We start from the raw sequence: 21,876 nt of genomic DNA on the forward strand, positions 1-21,876 counted from the left end.
TTAGTTGTTAGTTGGCTAAGAGTTGATAGGAAAAATCTTTTTTCGTGTTCTTTCTGACGATAATTAAAATAGACTTTTTAGTCCTTATGAATCAAAAGAAGCAATCCGTTATAAATATTTTTATAAAGACATCATCATACAAAGGATTATTTTGAACGAAAATTTTATAAGTTATAAAGAAAAGAAGAAATTAATCTGAAATTTTTAGATAATAAAAAATGTGGTCTGTTGCCAGACCACATTTTTAAACAAATTATAAAATCTAAATTACAGTAAGTCAAAACGATCCAGGTTCATCACCTTAGTCCACGCTGCTACAAAGTCCTTTATAAATTTTTCTTGACCGTCTTTGTACCCATACACTTCGGCAATGGCTCTTAGTTCCGTATTAGAACCAAAAATAAGATCTACACGAGTTCCTATCCACTTCAATCCGCCTGCTGTACGATCACTTCCTACGAATGCATCATCTGACTCAGAAACTGCTTTCCATGTGGTACCTAAATCAAGTAGGTTTACAAAGAAATCGTTTGTAAGGGTTTCTGGATGTTTTGTAAAAACACCATTTTGAGACTGATCAAAGTTTGTATTCAATGCACGCATACCGCCTACAAGAACAGTCATTTCTGGAGCTGTTAAGGTCAATAATTGTGCTTTATCAATCAGCATTTCTTCTGCTGATATTGTATATTTTGTTTTAACATAGTTACGGAAACCGTCAGCTTGAGGCTCAAGAACAGCAAATGATTCTACATCTGTTTGTTCTTGTGATGCGTCTGTACGTCCTGGTGTGAATGGCACTGAGATAGTTTGACCAGCTATTGATGTCGCTTTCTCTATCGCTGCACTACCGCCTAAAACAATTAAATCAGCAATTGAAACTTGTTTACTATCAGATTGAGCATTATTGAACTCGTTTTTGATGTTCTCCAGTTTGTTAAGTACTTTTTCTAGCTGTGCTGGGTTGTTTACTTTCCAGTCTTTTTGAGGTGCTAGACGTAGGCGACCTCCATTAGCACCCCCACGTTTATCAGAGCCACGATAAGTAGAAGCTGATGCCCAGGCAGTTGAAACTAATTCCGATACAGATAATCCCGAATCAAGAATAATAGTTTTAAGATTAACTATATCTTGATCATTTATTAATGGATGTGTAACCGCAGGAATTGGATCTTGCCAAATTAGTTCTTCAGCAGGAACTTCTGGTCCCAGATAGCGTACTTTTGGTCCCATATCTCTGTGAGTAAGCTTGAACCATGCTCTGGCAAATACATCATTAAATTCTGCCGGATTTTCTAAAAAGCGTCTTGATATTTTTTCATAGGCTGGATCAAAACGTAATGAAAGATCTGTGGTTAACATAAACGGTTGATGACTTTTAGAAGGGTCGTGTGCATCTGGAACTAATCCAGCACCTGCTCCATCTTTTGGTCTCCACTGATGCGCACCAGCCGGACTTTTGGTCAATTCCCATTCGTATCCAAAAAGGTTTTCGAAATAGTTATTACTCCATTTTGCGGGTGTTGTTGTCCATGCTCCTTCGAGACCGCTAGTTATTGTATCTCCTGCATTTCCGGTTCCAAAGCTGTTTTTCCAGCCTTTACTTTGCTCCTCAATAGGGGCTGAAGCCGGTTCTGGACCTACATATTTATCTGGATCTGCAGCACCGTGTGTTTTACCCAATGTGTGTCCACCAGCACTTAACGCTACGGTTTCTTCATCATTCATTGCCATACGAGCAAACGTTTCACGAATATCATGAGCGGCCAATACTGGATCTGGATTTCCATTAGGCCCCTCTGGATTTACATAGATTAATCCCATTTGAACTGCGGCTAGCGGTTGTTCTAATTCGCGTTCTTCATTGTAACGATTGTCTCCCAACCATTCCCGCTCTGAACCCCAATAAATATCTTCATTTGGTTCCCAAACATCTTCTCGACCTCCAGCGAAACCAAAAGTTTTAAATCCTGCGGATTCAAATGCACAGTTACCACTTAAAATTAATAAGTCAGCCCAAGAGATTTTTCTGCCATATTTTTGTTTAATAGGCCATAGCAACAAACGAGCCTTGTCTAGATTCGCATTATCAGGCCAACTGTTTAGTGGTGCAAATCGTTGTGTACCAGCTCCAGAACCACCACGTCCGTCAGCAATACGGTAGGTTCCTGCACTATGCCATGCCATTCTAATAAAGAATCCGCCGTAAAAACCATAATCTGCCGGCCACCAATCCTGCGAAGTATTCAATAAATCCATAATATCTTGCTTTAAGGCAGCATAATCTAAAGACTTGAACTCTTCCGCATAATTGAATGAATCACCCATAGGGTTTGACAGTTCAGAGTGTTGGCGCAAGATATTCAATTTTAACTGATTAGGCCACCATTCGCGATTTGTAGGAGCTGAACCAGCACCTTGCTTTGCAGGAGTACCTGCACTCGCACCATGATTAAATGGACATTTGTTTTCTCCGTTAACATTGTAGGACGTGGAGCTTGGGTTTGTGTTATTTTCCATAGTATGATTTATTATTTATTTTCTTAATAGCAAAACTACATATAAATAACTTTCTCTAAATTAATTTTTAATAGATAAAAACTATAGCGGTTGTTATTCATTCTGAATTTATAAATTTACTAAAAAAAATCAATTAAAAAGTCATCTGTGTTTGTGTGTTAGCATTTTGGTGCTTCTAAGCATACTAATTGACGAGTAGTGGGCTGCACTCTTTTTTAGTTCGAATTTATGTTTAAATAAGGGAAATGGAATAGCAAAGATGGTTATGGAATCGTCCAGCAGTGACATAATACTATTTTGGCCTTACACGGATAAATTTACCATGCACTAAAAAATAAATGATAATTAAATCCCAAACTAAGTCTTCCTTGGTGCTGTTATCTGTAACTTTAACAAAAAAAATGAGTTTATTTGATGATAATAAAAACAAAGATAAAAATCTGATAGTATCAGCTCATGAAGCTTGGGTTGGAATTTTATATTCTTGCATTTCTGCGGACAATCAAATTACTGATTCGGAAACAGCAACATTATCGCGGATATTGAATTCTAAAGAGCAATTTATAGGAACCGATATTGTGCTTCTTTATGCAAAATCCTATGCTTTAAGAATTGAAATGGGGCAATTAAAATACCTTTCTGCCTGTTGTGAATGGATTCAGAAAGAAGATAAAGAAACCATATTTGCACTTGCGTTAGAAGTACTACTTGCGGATGGAAAATTGGAGAAGGAAGAAAAAAACATAATTGAAGTATTGTCTAATCGACTCCAAATAGAGGCGGCAATGACCAGTAAAATAATTGAAGTGATATTCTTGAAAAACAGAGGAAATATCAAAGGGATATAATTAGGACACTTTAAACCGAGTCGTGATATAAAAGAGGTTTGATCTACACTGATTTTGTATGACTGAACAATTTGAAGAGTATTTTGGATTGCATTATTCTTTTTTGGTTTGATGCGTTATTTATGTTGAATTTATTACGTACTTTATAGTACTGTAATTAGGGATCCAAAAACAACAAGAATTATCCAGAACTGTTGTTTTAAAAAAATTATTGATTATCAAAAAGAAAATCAAAATAGCAAAAGAAAGTATCCACAAAAGACTTCGGAGGGAACCAATAATCACGCATCCCAGACTGAAGTTTATCCCTAATGTTGTACTCAATTTGATTAGTTGGCTTGCTACATTAGCCATAGTGGGAACTTTACTGTATTTAGTACTGCACTATCTGATTATGAAATTTTATTATTTGGATTAAAAAAAATCCAGTATTTTTTGTGTAAAAAAATCACACAAATTATTTTATACTAATTTGATACGGATGGTCCTACTATTTTTTTAATAACTCGTCTAGCATTTCTCGGAACGAATCACTATTCCAATTTGCTGTTCCAATTTTGGCTACGATTACATTTCCTGATTGATTAATAATATAGGTTGCCGGAATTGTCGCTGATTCCATTTCTAATGGAGGATTGGTTACCGATTGATACACAGGAAGCGTCAGATTTTCTTTAATCATAAAAGCATTTGCTTTTTCGAAGGAATCCGTTGTCACAAACAAAAAGACTATTTTGTCTTGATAATCAACATATAATTTTTGAATGCTTGGCATTTCGGCAATACAAGGTGGACACCAGGTGGCCCAGAAATTAATGAATACTATTTTACCTTTGTATGCGTCCAATGACACCGTCTTTCCGGTGGCGTCTTTTAATTGCAATTGATAAGTTGACAGTTCTTTTTGATCCATAACGGCAATTGTTTTAGGCGAAAAAGCAATTAATCGATTCAGTTCTACTTTTACAAAAGTGCCCAACGGACTGAACAGAAGTAGTGCTATTAATACGATAAAAACAATATTTTGAACAGTCGATTTTTTTAATTTTTTTGGCTCCATTTTTTTAATTATTATTCTCTAAAAAGAGATGATTTTAGATTAAAATTAGCGGGTTGTTTTTTATAAAGAGTCTTTCGGCATTCGGATTTCAATAATTAGTGATGATACAATGGTGATGACACCGATTAGAACAATAGCATAATTTACACCGAATAAATCAGCTGTTATTCCTGAAATAATCGCGCCTATCGCATATCCTAAATCCCTCCAAAGCCTGAATGTACCAATACTTTCTGCTCTTTGATGTGGAGTTGTAGCTTGTGCGATGGCAGATAAAAAGGTGGGGTAGACTAACGCCGTTCCTAAACCCAAAAATGCTGAAATTGCGGCCAACTGATAGAATGCTGCAGCAAAAGGAATAAAAAGTATCGCTATTCCCTGAAGTAACATTCCCCAAAACAACATCTTTTTTTTCGAATAAACATCAGACATTTTTCCGGTTACCAATTGTCCAAAACCCCAAACAGTAGGATAAATGGCGGTTATAATTCCAATATTCTGTGAATCATAATTCAAAGAAAGCAACACAATAGGTAAAAGTCCCCAAATCATGCCGTCATTCAGGTTATTGACTAATCCTGCTTGTGTTATGGTGCTTAATGTTTTGTTTTTGAAAGTAGTTTCAAGAAAAATAGTATCTAATTTTTCAGTTTTATTCGTTGTGTTTTCTTGATGAACAAATACTCGGGTATCTTTTACAAAAAATAAAGTCAATAAAAAACCAATTATCGAAATCCCAATTCCCAAATAAAAAGGGTAGGGCGTAATGCCATATTTTTGTGCAATGTAGCCTGACAGAAAAGCAACTAATCCAACGGCAAAATAACCGGCAAACTCGTTGAGTCCCATCGCAAGTCCACGATCTTTTTCTCCAACCAAATCAATTTTCATCACCACTGTACTGCTCCAGGTAAGTCCTTGACTAATTCCCAATAAAATATTGGCAAAAATCACCCAGTTCCAAGATTCAGCATAAATTAAAATAAAAGGAATAGGAATGGCCAGAATCCAACCGAATAAAAGCAAATTTTTTCTCCCGAAACGGTTCGCCAGTTTGCCCGTAAAATAATTGGTAATGGCTTTTGTAATTCCAAAGGCAATGATGAAAGAGAGAATAGCCGTTTTTGAAGCAATACCAAATTCAATCTCAGCAAATTTTGGAATAATAGTTCGTTCCATTCCTATCATTCCGCCGACAAAGGCATTGACAATTACCAAAATAGTAAATTGTTTCCAATTTTCTTTCAGTCCTAGTTTGGTTGTATTTGTTTTCAATTGATGTAATTTATGAATTTAAAATCTCCGTTTAAAAAAGAAGTTAGGAATAAAAAAGTGTAAGTTCTTATAATTTGTAATATTCTAATTGGTAGTCACCTATGTGTTTTTTATTTTCTAGGATGGATTTTTTATGCTTGAAATAGTTAAGTGTTCCAAAAATAAAAATGATAAATGAAGTGATAAAAAGTGCGATTTCAATCAGTAAACTATTTTCAATTTTGAGCAGATTTCTCAAACTTAAACCCGCAATCAAAAAATACATTGACGTTCTCAAAAAGGCAAGAAAAGTAGATTGGTTGGCCAATACAGTCCGTTGCAATGCTAATTTTTCTCTTAAAATTAAGTCTTTGTTTGCTGCTTTTTTTGTTTCCATATTATTTTATAATTAAGTGCAAAAAGTAGTTTAGTTGTATTTGTTTCGTAGAAGAGTAAAAATGAAAATTTTTTCTAAAAGCACTATCAAATTTACTTCTTTATTTAAATGAATTTGAAAAATCAAATATTTTTTCAGTATTTATAAGTAGAATAAAATCAAAGTGTTTTTATTGTCCTCTAATTTTCATTGCTGAATAAATAAATATGCAGTTTAAAACAACTACTTTTCTTGTTTTAAACTGCATACACTATTATTAAAACAACAGCTGTTTATTTGCTTATCGCTTCGTTTACATCTTGCCAAGTACCACCATTGGTCACGTTTTTGAAACCATTTTGTTCCAAAATCATTTTGGCTTGACCGCTGCGATTACCGCTACGGCAGAAAACAATAATATGCTCTCTTTCTTTGAATTTTTCCAATTGGCTCGCCACTTGATCCAAAGGAATATTGATTGAACCTTTTACGTGACCTTCTGCGAATTCTGACGGTGTGCGAACATCTACTAGGAAAGCACCTTCGTTTATTAATTTTTCCATTTGTGTGGTTTCTTTTTTTGAAAACAGATTTTTAAAAATTCCGAACATAATTGAGGTTTTTAGTATTCAATAGGATTATTTTGACTCATCCACTCATTCATTCCAGGAGAATAGTTAAGCACATTTTTATACCCATTTCGCGCTAATAATGAATAGGCAATTGTTGCCCGGTCACCTCCTTGGCAATGGATTAACACTTTTTTTTCCTTACTTATTTTGTCCAAATTATTTGCTAAAGTGCCTATAAATGCATTATTAGCTCCTTTTATGTGACCTGCTTTGTATTCAGCAGCGCTACGAAGGTCAATAACTTGAACATCTTTTTCTTGTTGTAAGGCTTTAAATTCTTCTATTGTAATTTGATTTACTTTCTCCAAAGAACCGCCATTTTCTTCCCATATTTTCGTAGAAGGAATGTACCCGTGAATGTTGTCTAATCCAATTCGCATTAGTTTTCTAGTCAAATCATCTAATTGTGATTCATCGGCAAGCAACATAAAAGGTTCTTCATACGTAAGAAACCATCCTGCCCAAGTGGCAAATGAATTATTCCCTTGAATGTTGATGCTTCCCGGAATAAATCCTGTAGAAAATTCCGTTTTATCTCTTGCATCAATCAATTTGATTCCTTTTTCTAAAGCTGCTGTTAACTCGCTATAATCCAGTTGTTTTAATTTTGGAATAGTTGTAAGAAGCGGACGATCAACTTTATTTAGTTTTTTCATCATCGCAAAATATTTTGGCGGTTCCGGTTGGTCTTCCAATAAATATTTTACAAATCCAGTTTCATCATTTTTATGCTGAAAAGCCCAGTTTCTTATTTTTTCATATCCTACAGTGGTGCTTGGAACGGCTCCTAGTGCTTTTCCACAAGCAGAACCTGCTCCATGACCTGGCCATACTTGAATATAATCAGGTAATGCATCGAATTTGGTAATGGATTGATACATTTGTTTGGCACCAATCTCCTGATTTCCAGTCATTCCTGCTGATTTTTCAAGCAAATCTGGTCTTCCTATGTCTCCAACAAATACAAAGTCACCGGTAAATAACATTACGGGTTCATTGCTTGCGGGAGTATCGGTTAGCAGAAAACTAATGCTTTCCGGAGTATGTCCTGGCGTGTGAACGACCTCTATTTTTAAGTTTCCAAGTTTTAAAACATCGCCCTCGCTAAGGTCAACATGAGGGAATTCATATTTCCAATCGGATCCGCCTTCCGCTGAGAGGTACATTTCTGCTCCCGTCAAAGCGGCTAATTCTCTGGAACCAGCGAGGAAATCAGCATGGATGTGTGTTTCTAAAATATGAGTAATTTTCATATTGTTCTGCTTGGCAATTTCAAGGTAGGTGTCAACATCCCTTTTAGGATCGATAACTGCGGCAACTCCTGCTTTTTGACAGCCAATAAAATAACTTGCCTGAGCAAGACTCTTGTCGTAAATGTGTTGAAAATACATATCGTTTATTTTTAAGTTTCTAAATTATTGGACAAAATTAGGATATGATTTTATTAAAATTGGTGACTTATGTTACATAAACGTTTATAATAGAATTATTTATAGGTCTATCAATTCCAAACTGGAACAAACTGTTCTACAATTATTTTGAGGCTATTTGAGGAATCCTTTTTTTTTGATTTTTAAAATGGATTTAGTTTCAATGGAATAATTTTTTAGGATTACATCCATTTTGATAAATAACCGATCAACTATTCTCTTAACTTTTAAATATTTTTAAAAAAGAGCAATATTTTCTCGGTATTTTGCAATAGCCTGAAATTTTTTATGTTCAATATCAGTAGTATTTCTGCGAACGAGTGCTTCAAGGAAGGATTTATGGTTTTTGAGATCCTAATTTAAAATGTCAATTTGCTCTTTTAGGATGGCTAACTAATTGTGAAAATGATCATCTAGGATGAACACCTTTTTGAAAGTGTTTTTTCCTGCTATTTCCTGAAGTTGGTTTGCCATAATTGAAAGGTCATCTTTGTCAAACAAAAGTTCGTTTAGCCACGTTTTGTATTCTTTATGTAATTGATAAATTGTTTTTGTGTTTTAATTTTCTTGTTTTTTAAAAAGTTTTAGATAAATCGAATTGGAATTGTCGTTGATTTTAATAAAAAAGCATTATCCCATAATAGAGGTAAATAGTCTAATGAATTGATTGTGTTTACTATGCAAAAAGGCGGGCTCATGTGCTATGCGTCTACTGGTGGAAAGTGATTTAAGTTTAATATATTGTGATACAACTAAAACTGTGGAAAAATTTTCTTCGCCGTTTTGATTTTTAGTAGGTGTTTTGAAATGCGATTTTAGAGACAATTTTAATTCTTGTAGAAGAAGAATTGAATAGTTGATATTGATTATTTCTTTTTCTTTTCGGATTAAATTTATTTTTGAATATATATATTTAAGATCGCTCATATTTACTAATAATCGTAAGTGCGGTGAGTAATAAAAGAATCTCGACTGCGCTCTATTTGACACTGAATCAAAATATTTTAATAAAAAACCTAGTAATAATCACTTTTCAATTGGTTTATGTTTTTAGAGTATACCTTTAAATGCAATGTCTAAAACATTTTTAATTTCTTCTAAGTCGGAATGTGCACTCTCCCTTTTTTACTGACTAAATAACGTTATTTATTGTTATCAGGCATTATTAGTTTCTAAAAAAAATCTTAAAATAACGACTTCTGGTGGTGCTTTGTTAGTTGTTTTTAGTATTTTGGCGGTAGAATGATTTATAAGAAACTGATTAGTATGAAATATAGAGTCGCTACCCCGTTATTAAATCTAAGAGATTTTCCGGCAACGCATGATAATTCCAAAATTTTAATAAAAATACCGTTTAGACATACTGTTAAATTAATTGAAAAAACAGCATCAGATTGGTGGAAAGTAAAGCTTTTTAATACTGAAACAGAGGGTTTTGTATTTTCAAGAGATATCGAGCTCGTAGATGAAGCCACTGAAAAAAGTACGGATATTGAGGTGCCTAATTTTGAACTTGGTGCACGAGCAAGTCTTGACAGTAAAGAGGAAACGTACAAACCTATTGGTGATCCTTCAATTCCTTTTAGGGATTTAACTAGTCTTGAGTCTAAACTGACGTCAATTCGCAACATCATCACTGCACTGGATGTTTCAAAAAGTTTTCGCTATCAGAAAGACGCATCGGATACCTATTGTAATATTTATACTTTTGATTATTGCTTTTTTGCCAAGGTCTATATTCCCAGATTGAGATGGACGGATAAGGCCATCGAACAACTGGAGAAAGGGAACGAAGTGGCTGTTGTTTTTGATGAAACGGTAAGGCCTTTTTATTCAAATTATATCTATGATTGGTTTTTACAATCAGGAAATAAATTTGGATGGGAAAGAATCGCGGATGTTGCTGAACTTCAAGAGAAAGTAAATGCCAATGGTGGTGTAGGAATCATCTGTGCCAAAAGAATTATTTTGAATAAATCCGGGCATATAGTAGTAGTGGTGCCAGAAACAGATACCGATAAAGCCTACAGGAAAGAGGGCAAAGTAATTTATCCGCTGCAGTCTCAGGCAGGAGCTGATAATTATAATTATTTTTCAGAAATTAGAGCAGATTGGTGGAGTAATAATGATCCTGAAAGTGGGTATGCTTCTGCTATTTTTTATTATCATGATTAATTAAAACCTCTTGTAAATAGTATACTTCTTGTGGGGTTAAGTCACTAAGAAGTATACATACTTTCAGGTTTTTCTAAAAAGATACTAGTGCATTTGAAGTACTTGCTTTTTAATTAGTAAAGAACTGCAAAAGCCATTTTCGTAATAACGAGCGTGTAAACTGCTGTATATTTGTTCGTAAATTAATAAAGGATCAGTAGATTCTATCTTAACAGACAGTATGTTTTCTAAAAGTACGATAAGGTTTGCTGGTACGTCCGTTTCTTTGCCGTGTATAATAGATTCATAAACAAAGTTATTCCATTCCAAATCGCAAATAGGATTTTCTATTTCGTTTAATAAGGCATGATCCATAATAAAAACAAGAAAATTCAAAACCTCCTGTAGGTATTTTTCGTCGAAATAATCAAATATTCGAAACTCAATACCATGATTTTTGTGCTTGTGAAAATTGATGTCTAGGCCAATTTTATCAATCTTTTCGTAATCTGATATTTCAGAATAACGGCTCACCCACCACATTGGATTTTCATGCATGGGATGTTCGTCAAAATTCATCTGGACAATCTTCCCGGTTTTCATCACATTGGTGTCATAAGTGCCCACACCAATGTACCTTGACATAGCACATCGTTGTGATGCTTTTGTCAAATTGACGCTGCTGTCATTGTGCGATAAATAATCAGAAGAACCAAATTTTATCATAAACAAGGGGCTCAGCCATTGGAATAATCGAATTGCTCTCTGGTGTTTTTTTATAAAACCTAATTTATCCTTAATTTCTCCATCACTATTTAATTCAGTTGGAATAGTTAAATTGAAGTGATAGGTCATATTATTAAAAACAGAATAATTCGTGTCGTTTGATATAAATATAGCAAAGGGATGGTTTACAGCACATATTTTTACAGGGCCGTATTCCGTAAAGATTTTGTCTTTATCAAAAGCGTTTTGTAAATGGTGTATGAAACCTTGTTTTATTGTAGCTAATTCAGCAATAACCGAGTCAACATCTGTTTTGTAAAATTTTTGCGTAACAAATTCAACTGTGTCACCGTCAAAAATGAACTCTTTTTGAAGCTCGTTTATAAAATAAGAATTATTTTTTTGTAGTATTTCAAAGATACTTTCCCCTAAATAGTCAGGATTTGGTTCATTATCTATGGGATCAAAAGTCTTGTGCTGGTTGTTTATATCTGTTTTTGTAAACGAATGGGAATTCATTAATACCGGTAAATAATATTCTTTATCGGATAATATTTTTTGCAATGAATTTTGGTATATGTTTTCTTTATAATTCTTAAAATGATTGACACTATACTTTTCATGAAGTCCTTTGGTTAGCAAAAAATCTTTGTCTACCAAGCGAGGATTTTCAAACTCTAAATAACATTCATTTTCAATTCCTACACCCCAATACAAATCATTTGATCTGTAGTGATTTCTATAGTCTTTGTGTTTGTCCAATAATTCAATCTCAAAACTAACAGCATTCATGCTATGATCCGTCATACAATTTTTTCTCCTTTTTTTAATAAATTATGTTGATATGGGAAGCTACTTTATCAGGTAGTTTTTTTGGAGTATTTTTTATCTGTTGTTTCTGTTGTTGTATTGAAACAGATTCTTAAATACTTCGTTTTTTTAATGGGTTGAGTTTGTTTTTTATATTCATACAAGACCTGAATAAGACACCTCAATTTTTTTGCAAAAGTATGTATAATATAAGTCATATTCAAGCTATATTTTTAGATCTTGAATTTTATTTTTTTGTGACAGAATTTATCGCCTTGTTTTCTTGTAAATTACTCAAAATTATATATTTAAAAAGGATGTATAAAATTGGTAGAATTATTTTCTTTGTGTTCTAAAAAAAAATTTAAAATCACCTTATGACCAGATTTAGTTGGGTACAAAAAAACGACTAAAATTGAATTCTTAGTCGTTTTTTTGTTGCGTACAGAATATAATTAAAACGATGAATTTTAGTGCATTTCATTTCTAAAAACTTTAGTATGAATTTGCAAATTATTTATTCAGCGTAAGTGGGTTTAATTTGCGAATCTGCGGTTTAATTTTTTTGTTCCCATTTTAATCTTGCAGACTTTAGTCTGGCAAACCAAATTTGTGGATATTTAAGCCATAGTAGTTTAATTGTTTTGAGAAAATTTTATTCCAAAAATGCTTTCAATTCTTTGTAGGTTTTAATTTTCACGCTTACTTTGTCCTTTCCTAAAACGCTTTCAATTTGGGTAGGAATAGGCAGTTTTACGTTTAATGTTGGTTCAACCGTATCCAAAAATTTAATAGGGTGGGCGGTTTCTAGGAAAATACCAATAGCATTTGGGTAATTTTGTAATTCTTTTTTCAATCCTAAATAACCCACTGCTCCATGAGGTTCAGCAATATAGCCGGATATATTATAGATGGTAGTCATGGCTTCTAAAGTCTCGTTATCAGAAAAAGTAAACGAAGAGAAATCTTTTTTGAATTGCTCTAAGTCATTGTGATACATTTCCTGAATTCGGATAAAATTACTTGGATTCCCCACATCCATCGCATTCGAAATTGTAGCTATAGATGGTTTTGGGGCGTAAATTCCGTTTTCTAAAAACCGTGGAACCGTATCATTTACATTCGTAGCCGCTACAAAATGTTGAACAGGCAAGCCCATTTTCTTAGCAATGATCCCCGCGCAGATATTCCCAAAATTTCCACTTGGACAAGAGAAAAGCAATAGTTTGTTTCTTTTTTTTAATGCTTTGTACGCAAAGAAAAAATAAAACATCTGTGGCAGCCAGCGCGCAATATTTATTGAATTCGCAGATGTTAAGTTTTTATGTTTTAGACTTTCGTCCAAGAACGCTTTCTTTACCATATCCTGACAATCATCAAAAACGCCGTCCACTTCAAGCGCTTTGATATTCTGTCCTAAAGTAGTCAATTGTCGTTCCTGAATATCGCTCACTTTTCCTGATGGATAAAGGATAATCACTTCCACACCTTTTACATCAAGGAAACCACTGGCGACAGCACCTCCCGTATCACCGGAAGTGGCAACAAGAACCGTGTTTTTACTGTCGGCGTTATCTTTATTGAAATACCCCAAACAACGCGACATGAATCGCGCGCCTACGTCCTTGAAAGCCATTGTTGGTCCATGAAATAATTCAAGAGAATAAATATCTTTTTCGACTTCGACCACGGGGAAGTCAAAACACAGGGTTTCGGCAATGATTTGTTTTAAAGTGTCTGTGGGAATTTCGTCACCTATAAATTGTTTAATCGCCTCAAAAGCAATTTCCTCATGGCTTAAATTTTCGATGGTATCAAAAAAAGCAGGTGCTAATGGGGTAATTGTTTCCGGAAAATACAATCCTTTATCTGTGGCTAATCCTTGTACTACAGCTTCTCTGAAAGAAACGTTGGGCGCGTTATGGTTTAAACTGTAATATTTCATTGTGTATAGTATTTATAGAATCCCCACCCCAACCCTCCCCCAAAGGGAAGGGAGACGAAACTGGATTTAGAATGTATTTATTGTAATTTTAAAATCGCTATGTTTTTTTTTATTCCTCTTTAGGGGTTATGGGGCTATTATTTTAATCCCTTCGTCATTCACTTTTGAAACGTGAATTTCATATGGTAAATTCATTTCGTCGTAAATAACACTCATGGCTTTGGCAATTTTATCGGCAGTTTCCTTTCCTTTACTTAAAGCAAAAATAGAAGGACCAGAACCTGATATTCCGGAACCTAAAGCTCCGTTTTCTAAAGCAGTTTGCTTGATTAAATCAAATCCTGGAATCAAAACGCTACGCAATGGTTCTACGATTTCATCATGCAATGATCGACCAATTAAGTCATAATCTTTGGTGTACAATCCAGCGATTAATCCGCCTACATTTCCCCATTGCATAATCGCACTTTTCAAGGAAACTGTTTGCTTCAACACCGATCGCGCATCCGAAGTCTTCAACTCAATTTGAGGATGAACCACGGTGGCATACAATTCAGAGGGACTTTCTATTTTGATAATATCCAATGGATTGGAACTTCTTACTAGCGTGAATCCACCCAAAAGGGCAGGAGCAACGTTATCCGCATGAGCGTTTCCACTGGCTAGTTTTTCGCCCTGCATGGCAAATAAAACCAACTCTTTGCGTGTAAATGGACGCCCTAATAATTCATTGATTCCAAAAACTGCTCCCGCTGAACTGGCGGCACTGCTACCAATTCCACTACCGGATTTGATGTGTTTGTAGATTTCGATTTCGAATCCAAATTCCGTTTCAACAGCTTCCAGCATAGCCAAAGCGGATACTCCAGCCACATTTTTTTCGGTTTCCAAAGGCAAGTCGGCACCCACAATTTTAGTGATGCGAATCCCTTTTATGTCTGATTTCCGAATAATCATTTCGTCACCAGCAGTTTCTAAACACAGACCAAGGACATCAAACCCGCAAGAAAGATTGGCGATTGTGGCAGGGCAAAATATTTTTATTTCATTCATAATAGTAGTCTTGAAGTCTAAAGTCATAAAGTGGTAAAGTCTTAGGAATGAACATAAAATCAAATGGCTAACTTTCAGACTTTACGACATTTGACCTTACGACTAATTTATACGTTTCCTATTCTAATTACATCTGCAAATATTCCTGATGCGGTAACTGCAGCTCCGGCACCAGCACCTTTTATTAATAAAGGTTGGTCTACGTAACGATCTGTGAAGAATAATACGATGTTGTCCTTTCCTTCCAAATTGTAAAAGGGGTGGTCTTTGGGAATGAATCTTAAACCAACATTTGCTTTTCCGTTTTCAAATTGCGCTACGTATTTCAACCGTGATTCTTTGTGCAACGCTTCTTTATATATCGTCTCAAAATGAGCGGCATGTTCTGTCAAAGATTCAAAGAAAGCTTCATTATTAGTGGTGTCCAAACATTCTGCCGGCAGGAACGATTCGTTTGTGATTTCATTGATTTCCATTTTGTAACCGCTTTCTCGTATCAGAATCAATATCTTTCTGGCAACGTCAATTCCGCTCAAATCAATTTTCGGGTCAGGTTCTGTAAATCCTTGTGCACCAGCTTCTTTAACAACGTCATGAAAAGTGTTATTTTCATCAAAATTATTAAAGATAAAGTTCAAACTTCCAGATAAAACGGCTTGGATTTTATTGACTTTATCGCCGGAGGCAACGAGATTTTTTACCGTATCAATGATTGGTAATCCAGCTCCCACATTGGTTTCAAATAGGAAAGGCGCATTGAACTGTCTGGATAATTTTTTTAGTTTTTTATAATTGTCGTACTCGGAGGCGCAGGCAATTTTGTTGCAGGTTACTACGGCAATATTTCTTTTTAAATACTGTTCGTAGGTTTTAGACACACTTTCATTTGCCGTGATATCCACAAAAATACTATTGCGTAAATTGAGCTCTTTTACATTTGCAATAAACTGTTCTTTATCCGCAGGTTCTCCAGTTTCTAAAGCAAATTTCCATTCTTTTAAGGAGATTCCGTCTTCATCAAAATGCATTTTTCGGGAATTTGACAACGCAATGACGCGCAGGTTTATCTTGAGCTTCTCTTTTAGGAATTTCTTTTGTTGGTGAATTTGTTCGATGAATTTCTCCCCCACATTTCCAACGCCCATTACAAATAGGTTTAACTGTTTGGTATTTTCTTCAAAAAAGTTTTCGTGCAATGAATTCAATGCTTTTTTCACATCTCTTTCGTTGATTACTGCCGAAATATTTCTTTCGGAAGCACCTTGAGCAATCGCTCGGATGTTGACGTTGTTTTTACCCAAAGTACTGAACATTCGACCGCTCAATCCTTGGTGGTTTTTCATATTTTCGCCTACCAAAGCAATGATGCAAAGGTTATTTTCAACAATGCATGGATCTATTTTATTTTGTAAAATTTCCACTTCAAAAGCTTTGTTGATGGCCTCTTGCGCCACATCGGCATCCGAATTTAGAATTCCAATACAAATCGAGTGCTCTGAGGAGGCTTGAGTGATGAAAATTACGTTGATGTTTTTATTGGATAATACTTCAAAAAGTCTTTTGGATGAACCGGAAACGCCAATCATTCCGGAGCCTTCAAGCGTAATTAAGGAAATAGCATCAATATGAGTGATTCCTTTTACAGGATTTGATTGCGCAAAAACCTGATTTGAAATATAGGTTCCTTCAGCCTTAGGTTCAAAAGTGTTTTTGATCAGAATGGGGATATTCTTTCTTAATACCGGTTGAATTGTTGGCGGATATAAGACTTTGGCACCAAAATGTGACAACTCCATGGCTTCTTGGTACGAAATGTAAGCTATAGGTTGTGCTTGTTTTACAATTTTTGGATTGGCAGTATACATTCCGTTGACGTCAGTCCAAATTTCCAAGTCAGTTGCATCAAGAGCGCCTGCAAGAATAGCGCCTGTATAATCAGATCCACCGCGCCCTAAAGTAGTATTGATTCCGTCTAAAGAGGCAGCAATAAATCCGGGCATAACCACTACCTGACTCTCATTCGAAGCAAAAAAAGCAACAATTAATTCATTGGAAGCATCAAAATTAACAATTGCTTTTCCAAAATGGTTATTGGTTTTTATTAATTCTCGGCTGTCTTTATAACAGCTGTTTATTAGGTTTTGTTTTAATGCTTCAGCAATGATATACGAGGACAGTAATTCACCAAAACTCAAAATAGTATCTGAAGTTCTGGGAGATAATTCGCCTAAAAGGTAACATCCATCCAATAAGGTTTCCAGATGATTAATGATTCTTTTGATATGGCTCAAAAGACTGCTTTGTTCGCTTACTGGTATAAGTTCTTTTAAGGCATCTAAGTGTTTTTTTTCTATATCGGCTAGGATAACTTTGAATTTTTCGTCTCCAGCAGCCGCTTTTTGGGAGGCAATTTGAAGCAAATCAGTAACTTTACTGAAAGCAGAAACCACAACGATTAATTTTTCTTCTTTTGCTTTATCGCTAACGATAGCTAAAACCAGTTTTATATTTTGTGCATTGGCAACCGAAGTTCCGCCAAATTTTAATACTTTCATAGCAAGTTATTTATTTTTAATGTAATGGGGAATCGCCATTTTCAGGATTAATTGTCAGCAGGCGATCTAATGGTGTGTGTTGTTTTTTTTGAAAAATATAATGTTTGTTATACACTCAAGGTCTATCTTTCTTGTGAAAAAAATATGATAAATAGGATTATATGTTGAAATTTTACCCCAAAGGGGTAGTTGTTGTAGTAAACGTAACAACAATGCTAACCCAGATTTGAGTTGTTATCGAAGCATGATATGTAGCTTTGTTGTTTTCCATTTTGATCTTCCAAAAGTACAGTTTTTTATAAAAAACAAAGCGTTTGACAGTCTTTTTGCGAATATTTTAAAATAGGAGAGGCTATTTGCGGATTATGAAATATTGTATGATATATTCAGTCTCAGATAAAGCTATTCGTATAAATCTCTAAAGTTTATAAAAATGTATGCAGCCGAAGTTCTATTTTTTGCAGTGCTTAATGGATTTAATTCTACTTAATTTGCATTCCAAGCAGGTTAATGGGTTTATATTTTTACGAATTAGTGCTTTAGTGTTCTGAGGAAAAGGAAAGGAATAATCAAAATTTGATCTGTTAAAGTCATATAGTTATCCATATCTGAAAGCTATTATTTGGTTTTTGTTTAACTATGAAATACCCGTTGGGTGTAATTATTCAAAACGTTAGTTCGAGTGTTTTTTGTGTAGTAATACGCAACAAAAAATGTATCGAGAACCGTTTTTAATACTAATTTTCTAGTTCTCGATATAATCCCGCCCAAAAGCGGGATCACTCGAACTGACGAAAATTATCATCAAAAATTAATTGAACCCAACGGGTTATGAAATGTAAATTATTAGCAATAAATGTTGTGTATTTATAAAGATTTATTCAATTTTACCTTTTAAACACAATCAAAATGGATAATACGCATTACATTAGTACTGAGTTGCTTAGCTTGGAAACACTGGAGGAAATTGTCACACATCATAAATCATTGTCTTTGTCTGATGAAGCAAAAATAAATATTCAAAAATGTCGCGATTATCTGGACAAAAAAATGGCTTCACATTCGGATCCCATTTATGGCATAAATACAGGTTTTGGATCGCTTTGTAATGTTAAGATTTCGAATGAAAATTTATCAAAACTTCAGGAAAATTTAGTCAAATCGCATTCCTGCGGAACGGGAGAGGAAGTGCCAACTCAGATTGTGAAACTGATGTTGTTGCTAAAAATTCAATCGTTGAGTTATGGTTATTCTGGCATTCAATTGCAAACGGTGGAACGATTGATTGCCTTTTATAACAATGATATTCTTCCGGTAATTTATGCGCAAGGATCGCTGGGCGCTTCGGGAGATTTGGCTCCTTTGGCGCATTTATCACTGCCTTTATTAGGTGCTGGCGATGTGTATTTTGAAGGTAAAAAAGTGCATTCCAGCGAAGTTCTAAAACATTTTGGCTGGGAGCCAATAGTACTGCAGTCTAAGGAAGGATTAGCCTTATTGAACGGAACACAATTTATGAGTGCTTATGGAGTACATATCTTAATGAAAGTCAGCAAATTTTCTTATTTAGCAGATTTAATAGGTTCTATTTCACTTGAAGGATTTGATGGAAGAATAGAACCTTTTAATGAATTGATTCATTTTATAAGGCCTCACAAAGGACAAATTGTTACTGCTAAACGCATAAAAGGATTTTTAGACGGGAGCGAAATTATCGAACAAGAAAAAAATCATGTCCAAGATCCATATTCGTTCCGATGCATGCCACAAGTGCATGGTGCTTCAAAAGATGCAATTGATTATGTAAAAAAAGTGTTCAAGACTGAAATCAATTCCGTTACTGATAATCCTAATATTTTTATTGAAAGTGACCAAATTATTTCTGGAGGTAATTTTCACGGACAACCTTTGGCTTTAGCCTTAGATTTTATGGCAATCGCTTTGGCTGAGTTGGGAAGTATTTCTGAAAGAAGAACGTATCAATTGATCTCCGGAAGTAGGAATCTCCCGGCATTTTTAGTAGATAATCCCGGTTTGAATTCTGGTTTGATGATTCCTCAGTATACAGCTGCCAGTATCGCCAGTCAAAATAAACAACTGGCAACTCCTGCCAGTGTAGATAGTATAGTTTCCAGCAACGGTCAGGAAGATCATGTGAGTATGGGGGCAAATGCCGCTACCAAAGCATTACGGGTTTTGGATAATCTGGAACGCATTTTAGCAATAGAATTGATGAATGCTTCGCAAGCTATTGAATACAGACGACCAATGCTGTCTAGTGATTTTATTGAAATGTTTTTGCAGGCCTATCGCGAAGAAGTTCCTTTGATTAAAGAAGATCGAATTTTGCATTATGATATTGAAAAGACGGTTTCTTTTTTGAACAGTTTTCAAATAGAAAATGATTTATTAACAATGGCTTAACATTAACAATGAATAATGAATTAATTTTGCCGGACTAAATTTTAATGAAATGAACATAAATAATTTTTTCCAATTTTTGGTTCCTAAAGACAAAAAGTTCTTTCCGCTTTTTGAACAAGCATCCAGTAATTTAATTGAAATTGCTACAAATTTACACGAAGCTGTAAACCTTCCTTTAAAAGAGCGCGAAGACCTTTTTATGAAAATTGATGCATTAGAACAAAAAGGAGAGGATATAACACGTCAAACAAGTTTAGAGTTGAGTAGAAATTTTATTACTCCATTTGACAGAGAGGACATACACTCTCTAATTACTTCAATTGATAATGTAGCGGATAACCTTCATGGTGCAGCGAGCAGGATGAAATTGTATCAAGTTGATAAAATTACGAAATCCATTAGAAAATTGACTGAAATCAATCTTGAAGCATGTCAAAATATTGATGTAGCGGTAAGAGAATTGAGAGATTTAAAAAATATAAAGAACATCACGGATGCCTGTGTCAGAATTAATAAATTAGAAAATAAATCAGATAATGTTTATGATAAAGCAGTTCTTGATTTATTCGAAAATGAAACGGATGCAAAAAACATTATCAAGTACAAAGAAGTATTGTCAGTTTTAGAGACGGCTACTGATAAATGTAAAAGTGTAGCGAGTGTTTTAGAATCCATTTCTGTAAAACATTCTTAATTCAATCCGTTTTATTCTGAAATTATAATTATGGAATTTACTCTACTTATAGTTATTATAGTCCTGGCTTTAATTTTTGATTACATTAATGGTTTTCATGATGCTGCCAATGCTATAGCAACCGTTGTTGCCACAAAAGTATTAACTCCTTTTCAAGCAGTTGTTTGGGCCGCTTTTTTTAACTTTTTGGCGTATTGGGTTTTTGGTTTTGGTGTTGCAGATACTGTGGCAAAAACAGCCAATACGATGGATATTAATTTAGTCGTTATTTTGGCGGGTGTAATCGCCGCTATCATTTGGAATTTATTTACTTGGTGGCAAGGAATTCCCTCTAGTTCTTCTCATACCTTAATTGGTGGTTTTGCAGGAGCAGCTATCGCTCATGCCGGATTTGGTGTGGTTTCTTGGTACAATGTTGGAAAAGATGGTGGAATGCCCTCAGGTGTTTTGATCATCGTTGCATTTATTATATTGGCACCTTTGTTAGGCGCTTTAATGTCTTATTTAATATCAATTTGGTTGCTAAATGCCTCTAAAAAAAGTATTTATCCTAAAATATTTACAGCTTCTTTAATGATTTTGACCATCTGGTTTGTAGAAAGTCAAATGATCTATTACGACCAGATTAAAGACCCTCGTTTTGATTCTCCTTTTTGGAGTGTTGCGTTTGAATCCCATAATATTAAATGGTTTTTAGTGGCATTCATCGTTCTGTCTATAAGTACATTTTGTTTGATATTTAGTAGTTTAAATTTAAATCAAGCTACTGCATGGTTGAAAAAAATGCAATTACTGTCTTCAGCAGCCTTTAGTTTAGGGCATGGAGGGAATGATTCCCAAAAAGTAATGGGTATTATTGCAGCAGCGGTTGCAGTTTATATTCACACTAGTGGTGTTGCTCAGGAATCGCTTCCAGCTTGGTTAGATGTGGTGCTTCCTAATGACGACGGAGCCTTTAAAATGCCAACTTGGATTCCACTTGCCTGTTATTCTGCTATTGCAGCAGGGACTTTAAGCGGCGGTTGGAAGATCGTGAAAACAATGGGTTCTAAAATAACAAAAGTGACCTCTTTTGAAGGTGTTGCCGCAGAAACTGCCGGGGCACTGACCTTATATTTTACAGAGCATTTTAAAGTACCCGTAAGTACAACGCATACTATTACTGGATCTATAATTGGAGTTGGACTTACTAAAAGAGTTTCAGCCGTGCGATGGGGAATGACCGTAAGTTTATTATGGGCTTGGGTTTTAACCATTCCAATTTCAGCAATATTAGCAGCAATCATTTACTATATTTTTAGTATTTTTATTTAATACTAATGTCCCGTCCTGAAATAGCGATACACAAAAAGTATCCTAATGGAAAAACATGAAGAAACACGCTATGTGAAGCGG

The 21,876-nt window shown here is 34.7% G+C and carries 15 protein-coding genes; 5 read left to right on the forward strand and 10 right to left on the reverse strand.

What is annotated here, in order from left to right; all coding sequences use genetic code 11:
- Nucleotides 1–267: 267 nt before the first annotated feature.
- Nucleotides 268–2,520: a catalase/peroxidase HPI gene (katG, locus tag EKM02_RS09965; RefSeq protein WP_126454723.1), complete on the reverse strand. Its 2,253-nt coding sequence runs from the start codon at nt 2,518–2,520 to the stop codon at nt 268–270.
- 401 nt (nt 2,521–2,921) lie between these two features.
- Between katG and EKM02_RS09970 the strand changes: the two genes are divergently transcribed.
- Nucleotides 2,922–3,368: a tellurite resistance TerB family protein gene (locus EKM02_RS09970; protein ID WP_158614738.1), complete on the forward strand. Its 447-nt coding sequence runs from the start codon at nt 2,922–2,924 to the stop codon at nt 3,366–3,368.
- Between the two features lie 490 nt (nt 3,369–3,858).
- On the opposite strand, the gene EKM02_RS09975 is transcribed toward EKM02_RS09970, so the two are convergent.
- The 5 genes from EKM02_RS09975 to EKM02_RS09995 form a co-directional block, all read right to left on the reverse strand.
- Complete coding sequence (locus tag EKM02_RS09975; RefSeq protein WP_126454728.1) at nt 3,859–4,428, reverse strand: TlpA family protein disulfide reductase; 570 nt, start codon at nt 4,426–4,428, stop codon at nt 3,859–3,861.
- Nucleotides 4,429–4,488: 60 nt separating this feature from the next.
- On the reverse strand, nt 4,489–5,703 hold the full coding sequence (locus tag EKM02_RS09980) for an MFS transporter (protein ID WP_126454730.1): 1,215 nt from the start codon (nt 5,701–5,703) through the stop codon (nt 4,489–4,491).
- 67 nt (nt 5,704–5,770) lie between these two features.
- Nucleotides 5,771–6,079: a DUF202 domain-containing protein gene (locus tag EKM02_RS09985; RefSeq protein WP_126454732.1), complete on the reverse strand. Its 309-nt coding sequence runs from the start codon at nt 6,077–6,079 to the stop codon at nt 5,771–5,773.
- A gap of 272 nt (nt 6,080–6,351) precedes the next feature.
- A complete protein-coding gene (locus EKM02_RS09990) occupies nt 6,352–6,669 on the reverse strand; it encodes a rhodanese-like domain-containing protein (protein ID WP_126454734.1) in 318 nt (105 codons plus the stop codon).
- Between the two features lie 11 nt (nt 6,670–6,680).
- Entirely contained in the window at nt 6,681–8,081 is a 1,401-nt protein-coding gene (locus EKM02_RS09995) for an MBL fold metallo-hydrolase (protein WP_126454736.1), read from the reverse strand.
- Nucleotides 8,082–9,386: 1,305 nt separating this feature from the next.
- Here EKM02_RS09995 and EKM02_RS10000 point away from each other — a divergent pair.
- Nucleotides 9,387–10,295, forward strand: a complete 909-nt coding sequence (locus tag EKM02_RS10000) for an SH3 domain-containing protein (protein WP_158614739.1) — start codon at nt 9,387–9,389, stop codon at nt 10,293–10,295.
- Nucleotides 10,296–10,379: 84 nt separating this feature from the next.
- Here EKM02_RS10000 and EKM02_RS10005 read toward each other — a convergent pair whose 3' ends face one another.
- From EKM02_RS10005 to thrA, 4 genes are all read right to left on the reverse strand, one after another.
- A complete protein-coding gene (locus tag EKM02_RS10005; RefSeq protein ID WP_126454740.1) occupies nt 10,380–11,807 on the reverse strand; it encodes a hypothetical protein in 1,428 nt (475 codons plus the stop codon).
- 658 nt (nt 11,808–12,465) lie between these two features.
- Entirely contained in the window at nt 12,466–13,755 is a 1,290-nt protein-coding gene (gene thrC / locus EKM02_RS10010) for a threonine synthase (RefSeq protein ID WP_126454742.1), read from the reverse strand.
- Between the two features lie 126 nt (nt 13,756–13,881).
- Nucleotides 13,882–14,808: a homoserine kinase gene (locus tag EKM02_RS10015; RefSeq protein ID WP_126454744.1), complete on the reverse strand. Its 927-nt coding sequence runs from the start codon at nt 14,806–14,808 to the stop codon at nt 13,882–13,884.
- A 107-nt stretch (nt 14,809–14,915) separates the two neighbouring features.
- Nucleotides 14,916–17,363, reverse strand: a complete 2,448-nt coding sequence (gene thrA / locus EKM02_RS10020; RefSeq protein WP_126454746.1) for a bifunctional aspartate kinase/homoserine dehydrogenase I — start codon at nt 17,361–17,363, stop codon at nt 14,916–14,918.
- A gap of 909 nt (nt 17,364–18,272) precedes the next feature.
- On the opposite strand from thrA, the gene hutH reads away from it, so the two are divergent.
- The 3 genes from hutH to EKM02_RS10035 are packed head-to-tail and all read left to right on the forward strand — an operon-like array spanning nt 18,273 to nt 21,795.
- Nucleotides 18,273–19,787: a histidine ammonia-lyase gene (gene hutH, locus EKM02_RS10025; protein ID WP_126454748.1), complete on the forward strand. Its 1,515-nt coding sequence runs from the start codon at nt 18,273–18,275 to the stop codon at nt 19,785–19,787.
- Between the two features lie 49 nt (nt 19,788–19,836).
- Nucleotides 19,837–20,481, forward strand: a complete 645-nt coding sequence (locus tag EKM02_RS10030) for a DUF47 domain-containing protein (protein ID WP_126454750.1) — start codon at nt 19,837–19,839, stop codon at nt 20,479–20,481.
- A gap of 30 nt (nt 20,482–20,511) precedes the next feature.
- Complete coding sequence (locus EKM02_RS10035; RefSeq protein ID WP_126454752.1) at nt 20,512–21,795, forward strand: inorganic phosphate transporter; 1,284 nt, start codon at nt 20,512–20,514, stop codon at nt 21,793–21,795.
- Nucleotides 21,796–21,876 lie beyond the last annotated feature (81 nt).

The organism is Flavobacterium sp. RSP49 (genome assembly GCF_003968735.1).
Taxonomy (GTDB): Bacteria; Bacteroidota; Bacteroidia; order Flavobacteriales; family Flavobacteriaceae; genus Flavobacterium.

What these genes read in the sequence shown, in the direction of transcription:
- EKM02_RS09985 (WP_126454732.1), bottom strand. Translation starts at nt 6,079, where the DNA reads ATGGAAACAAAAAAAGCAGCAAACAAAGACTTAATTTTAAGAGAAAAA.
- EKM02_RS10030 (WP_126454750.1), top strand. Translation starts at nt 19,837, where the DNA reads ATGAACATAAATAATTTTTTCCAATTTTTGGTTCCTAAAGACAAAAAG.
- EKM02_RS09975 (WP_126454728.1), bottom strand. Translation starts at nt 4,428, where the DNA reads ATGGAGCCAAAAAAATTAAAAAAATCGACTGTTCAAAATATTGTTTTT.
- katG (WP_126454723.1), bottom strand. Translation starts at nt 2,520, where the DNA reads ATGGAAAATAACACAAACCCAAGCTCCACGTCCTACAATGTTAACGGA.
- EKM02_RS10000 (WP_158614739.1), top strand. Translation starts at nt 9,387, where the DNA reads ATGAAATATAGAGTCGCTACCCCGTTATTAAATCTAAGAGATTTTCCG.
- hutH (WP_126454748.1), top strand. Translation starts at nt 18,273, where the DNA reads ATGGATAATACGCATTACATTAGTACTGAGTTGCTTAGCTTGGAAACA.
- thrA (WP_126454746.1), bottom strand. Translation starts at nt 17,363, where the DNA reads ATGAAAGTATTAAAATTTGGCGGAACTTCGGTTGCCAATGCACAAAAT.
- thrC (WP_126454742.1), bottom strand. Translation starts at nt 13,755, where the DNA reads ATGAAATATTACAGTTTAAACCATAACGCGCCCAACGTTTCTTTCAGA.
- EKM02_RS10005 (WP_126454740.1), bottom strand. Translation starts at nt 11,807, where the DNA reads ATGACGGATCATAGCATGAATGCTGTTAGTTTTGAGATTGAATTATTG.
- EKM02_RS09990 (WP_126454734.1), bottom strand. Translation starts at nt 6,669, where the DNA reads ATGTTCGGAATTTTTAAAAATCTGTTTTCAAAAAAAGAAACCACACAA.
- EKM02_RS10015 (WP_126454744.1), bottom strand. Translation starts at nt 14,808, where the DNA reads ATGAATGAAATAAAAATATTTTGCCCTGCCACAATCGCCAATCTTTCT.
- EKM02_RS10035 (WP_126454752.1), top strand. Translation starts at nt 20,512, where the DNA reads ATGGAATTTACTCTACTTATAGTTATTATAGTCCTGGCTTTAATTTTT.
- EKM02_RS09995 (WP_126454736.1), bottom strand. Translation starts at nt 8,081, where the DNA reads ATGTATTTTCAACACATTTACGACAAGAGTCTTGCTCAGGCAAGTTAT.
- EKM02_RS09970 (WP_158614738.1), top strand. Translation starts at nt 2,922, where the DNA reads ATGAGTTTATTTGATGATAATAAAAACAAAGATAAAAATCTGATAGTA.